The organism is Desulfatiferula olefinivorans (assembly GCF_054657895.1).
On record NZ_BAAHXV010000083.1, the window covers coordinates 1 to 2433 of the forward strand.

Genomic DNA, 2433 nt, shown 5'->3' on the forward strand with positions numbered 1-2433 from the left:
CGTTATGAATTTTATCCACTGTCCCGTGTTCGTAACCGGTGCAACGACGGCACAAAGACACCGGTGTCAAAGAAACTTCGATTAAAACAGCGATAAGGGATGGTGGATAAAATCGTGTTGGACTTGACCGCCGATTTTTAAAAGGCTTACCAATATATATGGGGATTGTAAAGTGATGATTCTTTGACTCAGTTACTTTGAAAATTTCAGTTTGTCGTTTCTTGTCTTTTTTGTTTGTTTTGGTGTTTCCTTTCATGGCATTCGGCTCGTGTTTATTGATAAACGATGAGCCTGATTCCGTCTTTTTCCAGATCCGGGGCGCAGATTTCCCGGTCGTTTGTGTGACGAAACGAAAGAGGTCTATCGATTTTTCATTGTGCCCTTATGTCATGATGTATTTCTCCTGTATTGCGGCCGGATGATATGGAATGATCCCGTACCATGACAGTGTTTTGGGATCTCAAATCGTTTTTGCATGACCCCTTTTTTACAGGCCGGGCACCGGTTGATCTCTTCTCCGGTCAAGGACAGCATGATGTCTTCAACGGATTTTTTATCGGCTTTGCTATAGGGAGAGGTCGCCCCAAGCAAGGCCCGGCACAGGGCGATGTGTTTCTTTTTGCATCGATTGGCAAACAAACCAAAATGCCGGATACGCATGAAGTTCGGCGGCACCACATGGAGAAGAAAGCGTCGGATAAACTCCACCGCATCCAGGGTCATGGACTCGGTTGTGTTTTTCTTGCGGTTTTTGTAGGAAAAGGTCACCTGTCCATTCTCACAGGATGTGATCCGGTTGTTTGAAATCGCCACCCGATGGGTGTAGCGGGCCATGTACTCCAAAACCGTTTCCGGCCCGGAAAACGGCGGTTTGGAATACACCACCCATGATGTTGACCAGAGTTCAGCCACCAGGCCGTTGAAGCCTTGAGTCGATGCAAAACAAGCCGCCTGACCCGGAAAGATCAGTTCATTGTTGCGAAAGGCCTCCTTTAATCCTTGCATGAATTTTCCTTGAAACACCTTGGACAAGGCTTTGACAGGGAAAAGAAACGATTCGGAACAGGTTTTAAATTCTGTTTTATCCGGCGATAAAACCCCGCCGGGAACCAGAAAATGAAGGTGGATGTGATCGCTGAGTTGCTGATTCCAGGTATGCAGGATACCAATCACCCCCAGCTTGCCACCCAGGCTATTTTCAGGATTTTCTCCAAAGGAGAGCAAGGTCTCGGAGGCGCTTTTAAAAAGCAGGGCATAAATAACCCTCTTGTTGCACAAGGCCAGGGGGTTGATGGCGTGCGGCAGGGTGAACACGTTATGAAAATACGGCACAGGTAAAAGCTCGGCTTTTCTATCTTCCAACCATCGTGCCTTGGCCATGGTCTGGCATTTGGGGCAATGGCGGTTGCCGCAGGAATTGTAGACATTGACCGAGTGATTGCAGTCATTGCACACATGGACATGCCCCCCGAGAAAGGGTGTTCGGCACTCCAGGATATCTCCCACCACCTTGTAATGATCCGGGTGGAGTTTGTATTGTTTTTGATAATCACCGATGTAACGCCGAAAGACGTCCGCCACCTCCGGGCTTTGGGTCATAGGTGATGGGGCGGGCAAAACACAATCAGTCGATGTGATCATGGTCGTCCTCCCACGGTGATTTCTCTGTGAGCTCATCGGCCATGAAAATATCCAGGGGGGATTTGATCTGAGCGATACTTTCTTTCGTCACATGCAGGTACACCATGGTCGTTGAAAGATTTTTGTGACCGAGCATTCTTTGAATGCGGTGGATATCATAACCGGCTTCAAGCGAATGGGTGGCAAAACAGTGACGAAGCGTGTGAATACCATGCCCTTGGGTGATTCCAGCCTTTTTTTTGGCATTGGAAAAAATTTTCTGGGCCGATGATTTTGAAAGAGGAGTTTCCGGATGGATCGAATAAAACAGCCACTCTTTGGGTTTGTATAATCTCCAGTAGTTTCGAAGTTCCTTCAAAAGTTTTTCGGATAAGGTCGTGTAGCGATCTTTATTCCCCTTTCCCTGGACCACCCGGATCAACATGCGTTTGCTGTCGATGTGTTCCGGCTTGAGAGAGACCAGTTCTTCAAGCCGCAGACCGGACGAATAGGCCGTCATCAATAACAGGCGATCCCTGAGATTTTTCGTCGCGTCAATAACGGCCATGACCGTATCGAAACTCAAGACTTCCGGTAAATACTTAGGCGTTTTCTGTCCCGGAATGGCCATGGCGATGGTTTCGTCATGCAAAACATGCTGATAAATAAATCGAATGGCACTCCGGGCCACATTGCAACTGCTGAATGACAGCCCCAAATCTTCTCGCATGGAAATCAGGTAATCTTGAATCTGCTTATGACTGATTTTGTCCGGTGACAGTTTGTAATGTCGGGCGAGTCTTTCTATAGAGT

3 protein-coding genes and 1 pseudogene are annotated in these 2433 nt (G+C 47.7%); all 4 read right to left on the reverse strand.

Annotated features, from left to right (window positions below; translation table 11 throughout):
• Positions 1-256: hypothetical protein (locus tag ACYQ11_RS21845; protein WP_459925954.1), on the reverse strand; the 256-nt coding region annotated here is incomplete at its 3' end.
• A 131-nt stretch (positions 257-387) separates the two neighbouring features.
• Positions 388-1677, reverse strand: a complete 1290-nt coding sequence (locus ACYQ11_RS21850; RefSeq protein WP_459925955.1) for an IS91 family transposase — start codon at positions 1675-1677, stop codon at positions 388-390.
• Positions 1625-2251, reverse strand: a complete 627-nt coding sequence (locus ACYQ11_RS21855) for a tyrosine-type recombinase/integrase (RefSeq protein ID WP_459925956.1) — start codon at positions 2249-2251, stop codon at positions 1625-1627. Before ACYQ11_RS21855 ends, ACYQ11_RS21850 begins: the two co-directional genes overlap by 53 nt.
• 21 nt (positions 2252-2272) lie before the next feature.
• Positions 2273-2428, reverse strand: a pseudogene (locus tag ACYQ11_RS21860) (phage integrase N-terminal SAM-like domain-containing protein); the annotation flags it as partial.
• Between the last annotated feature and the right edge of the window lie 5 nt (positions 2429-2433).